Origin of the sequence: Kitasatospora sp. NPDC058218 (genome assembly GCF_042882445.1) — a bacterium.
Classification (GTDB): domain Bacteria; phylum Actinomycetota; class Actinomycetes; order Streptomycetales; family Streptomycetaceae; genus Kitasatospora.
This window is the reverse complement of sequence record NZ_JBHVWC010000152.1, coordinates 1-3,771: the sequence shown is the minus strand read 5'-3', so window position 1 is coordinate 3,771 and position 3,771 is coordinate 1. Positions and strand designations below refer to the sequence as shown.

The following is a 3,771-nucleotide window of genomic DNA, read 5'->3' as shown; positions in this document are numbered from 1 at the left end:
TGGCAACGCATGTGTTAGCATGTCCTATGCGTTGTTCTTTGAAAACTAGATAACAGAAGTAATTCACATTCAATTAGTAATGCAAGATATCACGTAGTGATTCTTTTTAACGGTTAAGTTAGAAAGGGCGCACGGTGGATGCCTTGGCACTAGGAGCCGATGAAGGACGGGACGAACACCGATATGCTTCGGGGAGCTGTAAGCAAGCTTTGATCCGGAGATTTCCGAATGGGGAAACCCACCACTCGTAATGGAGTGGTATCCATATCTGAATACATAGGATATGAGAAGGCAGACCCGGGGAACTGAAACATCTAAGTACCTGGAGGAAGAGAAAGCAAATGCGATTTCCTGAGTAGCGGCGAGCGAAACGGAACATAGCCCAAACCAAGAGGCTTGCCTCTTGGGGTTGTAGGACACTCTATACGGAGTTACAAAGGAACGAGGTAGATGAAGAGGTCTGGAAAGGCCCGCCATAGAAGGTAACAGCCCTGTAGTCGAAACTTCGTTCTCTCCTGAGTGGATCCTGAGTACGGCGGAACACGTGAAATTCCGTCGGAATCCGGGAGGACCATCTCCCAAGGCTAAATACTCCCTAGTGACCGATAGTGAACCAGTACCGTGAGGGAAAGGTGAAAAGCACCCCGGAAGGGGAGTGAAAGAGATCCTGAAACCGTGTGCCTACAAGTAGTCAGAGCCCGTTAACGGGTGATGGCGTGCCTTTTGTAGAATGAACCGGCGAGTTACGATCCCGTGCAAGGTTAAGCAGAAGATGCGGAGCCGCAGCGAAAGCGAGTCTGAATAGGGCGCATGAGTACGTGGTCGTAGACCCGAAACCAGGTGATCTACCCATGTCCAGGGTGAAGTTCAGGTAACACTGAATGGAGGCCCGAACCCACGCACGTTGAAAAGTGCGGGGATGAGGTGTGGGTAGGGGTGAAATGCCAATCGAACCTGGAGATAGCTGGTTCTCTCCGAAATAGCTTTAGGGCTAGCCTCAAGGTAAGAGTCTTGGAGGTAGAGCACTGATTGGACTAGGGGCCCCTACCGGGTTACCGAATTCAGTCAAACTCCGAATGCCAATGACTTATCCTTGGGAGTCAGACTGCGAGTGATAAGATCCGTAGTCAAAAGGGAAACAGCCCAGACCGCCAGCTAAGGTCCCAAAGTATACGTTAAGTGGAAAAGGATGTGGAGTTGCTTAGACAACCAGGATGTTGGCTTAGAAGCAGCCACCATTTAAAGAGTGCGTAATAGCTCACTGGTCGAGTGACTCTGCGCCGAAAATGTACCGGGGCTAAACGTATCACCGAAGCTGCGGACTGTTCTTCGAACAGTGGTAGGAGAGCGTTCTAAGGGCTGTGAAGCCAGACCGGAAGGACTGGTGGAGCGCTTAGAAGTGAGAATGCCGGTATGAGTAGCGAAAGAGGGGTGAGAATCCCCTCCACCGAATGCCTAAGGTTTCCTGAGGAAGGCTCGTCCGCTCAGGGTTAGTCGGGACCTAAGCCGAGGCCGAAAGGCGTAGGCGATGGATAACAGGTTGATATTCCTGTACCACCTCCTCACCATTTGAGCAATGGGGGGACGCAGGAGGATAGGGTAAGCGCGGTATTGGATATCCGCGTCCAAGCAGTTAGGCTGGGAAATAGGCAAATCCGTTTCCCGTGAAGGCTGAGCTGTGATGGCGAGCGAATTATAGTAGCGAAGTTCCTGATTCCACACTGCCAAGAAAAGCCTCTAGCGAGGTGAGAGGTGCCCGTACCGCAAACCGACACAGGTAGGCGAGGAGAGAATCCTAAGGTGATCGAGAGAACTCTCGTTAAGGAACTCGGCAAAATGACCCCGTAACTTCGGGAGAAGGGGTGCTCTGTTAGGGTGCAAGCCCGAGAGAGCCGCAGTGAATAGGCCCAGGCGACTGTTTAGCAAAAACACAGGTCTCTGCGAAGCCGTAAGGCGAAGTATAGGGGCTGACGCCTGCCCGGTGCTGGAAGGTTAAGAGGAGCGCTTAGCGTAAGCGAAGGTGCGAATTGAAGCCCCAGTAAACGGCGGCCGTAACTATAACGGTCCTAAGGTAGCGAAATTCCTTGTCGGGTAAGTTCCGACCCGCACGAAAGGTGTAACGATTTGGGCACTGTCTCAACCAGAGACTCGGTGAAATTATAGTACCTGTGAAGATGCAGGTTACCCGCGACAGGACGGAAAGACCCCGTGGAGCTTTACTGCAGCCTGATATTGAATTTTGGTACAGCTTGTACAGGATAGGTAGGAGCCTTGGAAACCGGAGCGCCAGCTTCGGTGGAGGCATCGGTGGGATACTACCCTGGCTGTATTGACCTTCTAACCCGCCGCCCTTATCGGGCGGGGAGACAGTGTCAGGTGGGCAGTTTGACTGGGGCGGTCGCCTCCTAAAATGTAACGGAGGCGCCCAAAGGTTCCCTCAGAATGGTTGGAAATCATTCGCAGAGTGTAAAGGCACAAGGGAGCTTGACTGCGAGACCTACAAGTCGAGCAGGGACGAAAGTCGGGCTTAGTGATCCGGTGGTTCCGCATGGAAGGGCCATCGCTCAACGGATAAAAGCTACCCCGGGGATAACAGGCTTATCTCCCCCAAGAGTCCACATCGACGGGGAGGTTTGGCACCTCGATGTCGGCTCATCGCATCCTGGGGCTGTAGTCGGTCCCAAGGGTTGGGCTGTTCGCCCATTAAAGCGGTACGCGAGCTGGGTTCAGAACGTCGTGAGACAGTTCGGTCCCTATCCGTCGCGGGCGCAGGAAATTTGAGAGGAGCTGTCCTTAGTACGAGAGGACCGGGATGGACGCACCGCTGGTGTACCAGTTGTTCTGCCAAGGGCATCGCTGGGTAGCTATGTGCGGACGGGATAAGTGCTGAAAGCATCTAAGCATGAAGCCCCCCTCAAGATGAGATTTCCCATTCCGCAAGGAAGTAAGATCCCTGAAAGATGATCAGGTTGATAGGTCTGAGGTGGAAGTGTGGCGACACATGGAGCTGACAGATACTAATCGATCGAGGACTTAACCAATTTGAATGTATGCTTACTGTTATCTAGTTTTGAGAGAACACTCTCAATGGTTTGGTGGCGATAGCGAAGAGGTCACACCCGTTCCCATACCGAACACGGAAGTTAAGCTCTTCAGCGCCGATGGTAGTCGGGGGTTTCCCCCTGTGAGAGTAGGACATCGCCAGGCAGACTTCATTCCGCAGTAGCTCAGTGGTAGAGCTATCGGCTGTTAACCGATCGGTCGCAGGTTCGAATCCTGCCTGTGGAGCCATATGGAGAAGTACTCAAGTGGCTGAAGAGGCGCCCCTGCTAAGGGTGTAGGTCGCGTAAGCGGCGCGAGGGTTCAAATCCCTCCTTCTCCGCCATTAGGAAAATATGATGCTGACTTCATATGGCCCGTTGGTCAAGCGGTTAAGACACCGCCCTTTCACGGCGGTAACACGGGTTCGAATCCCGTACGGGTCATATGGAGGATTAGCTCAGCTGGGAGAGCATCTGCCTTACAAGCAGAGGGTCGGCGGTTCGAGCCCGTCATCCTCCACCATATCTTTTATATCGTCGCGGGGTGGAGCAGTTCGGTAGCTCGTCGGGCTCATAACCCGAAGGTCGCAGGTTCAAATCCTGCCCCCGCAACCAAAATGGTCCGGTAGTTCAGTTGGTTAGAATGCCTGCCTGTCACGCAGGAGGTCGCGGGTTCGAGTCCCGTCCGGACCGCCATTTATAAAAAGGCTCGGTAGCTCAGTTGGTAGAC

At 53.2% G+C, this 3,771-nt stretch carries 6 tRNA genes and 2 rRNA genes; all 8 read left to right on the top strand.

Annotation, left to right across the window (positions count from 1 at the left end):
* The first annotated feature begins 111 nt into the window (after positions 1-111).
* Positions 112-3,041, top strand: a 23S ribosomal RNA gene (locus ACFVYI_RS42320).
* A 50-nt stretch (positions 3,042-3,091) separates the two neighbouring features.
* Positions 3,092-3,207 (top strand): 5S ribosomal RNA (gene rrf, locus ACFVYI_RS42315).
* A gap of 9 nt (positions 3,208-3,216) precedes the next feature.
* Positions 3,217-3,291: transfer RNA gene (locus ACFVYI_RS42310), tRNA-Asn, on the top strand.
* A 3-nt stretch (positions 3,292-3,294) separates the two neighbouring features.
* Positions 3,295-3,385: transfer RNA gene (locus ACFVYI_RS42305), tRNA-Ser, on the top strand.
* A gap of 28 nt (positions 3,386-3,413) precedes the next feature.
* Positions 3,414-3,485: transfer RNA gene (locus ACFVYI_RS42300), tRNA-Glu, on the top strand.
* Positions 3,486-3,488: 3 nt separating this feature from the next.
* Positions 3,489-3,564, top strand: a tRNA-Val gene (locus ACFVYI_RS42295).
* 15 nt (positions 3,565-3,579) lie between these two features.
* Positions 3,580-3,656 (top strand) — tRNA-Met (locus tag ACFVYI_RS42290).
* Positions 3,657-3,660: 4 nt separating this feature from the next.
* Positions 3,661-3,737: transfer RNA gene (locus ACFVYI_RS42285), tRNA-Asp, on the top strand.
* Positions 3,738-3,771: the final 34 nt, after the last annotated feature.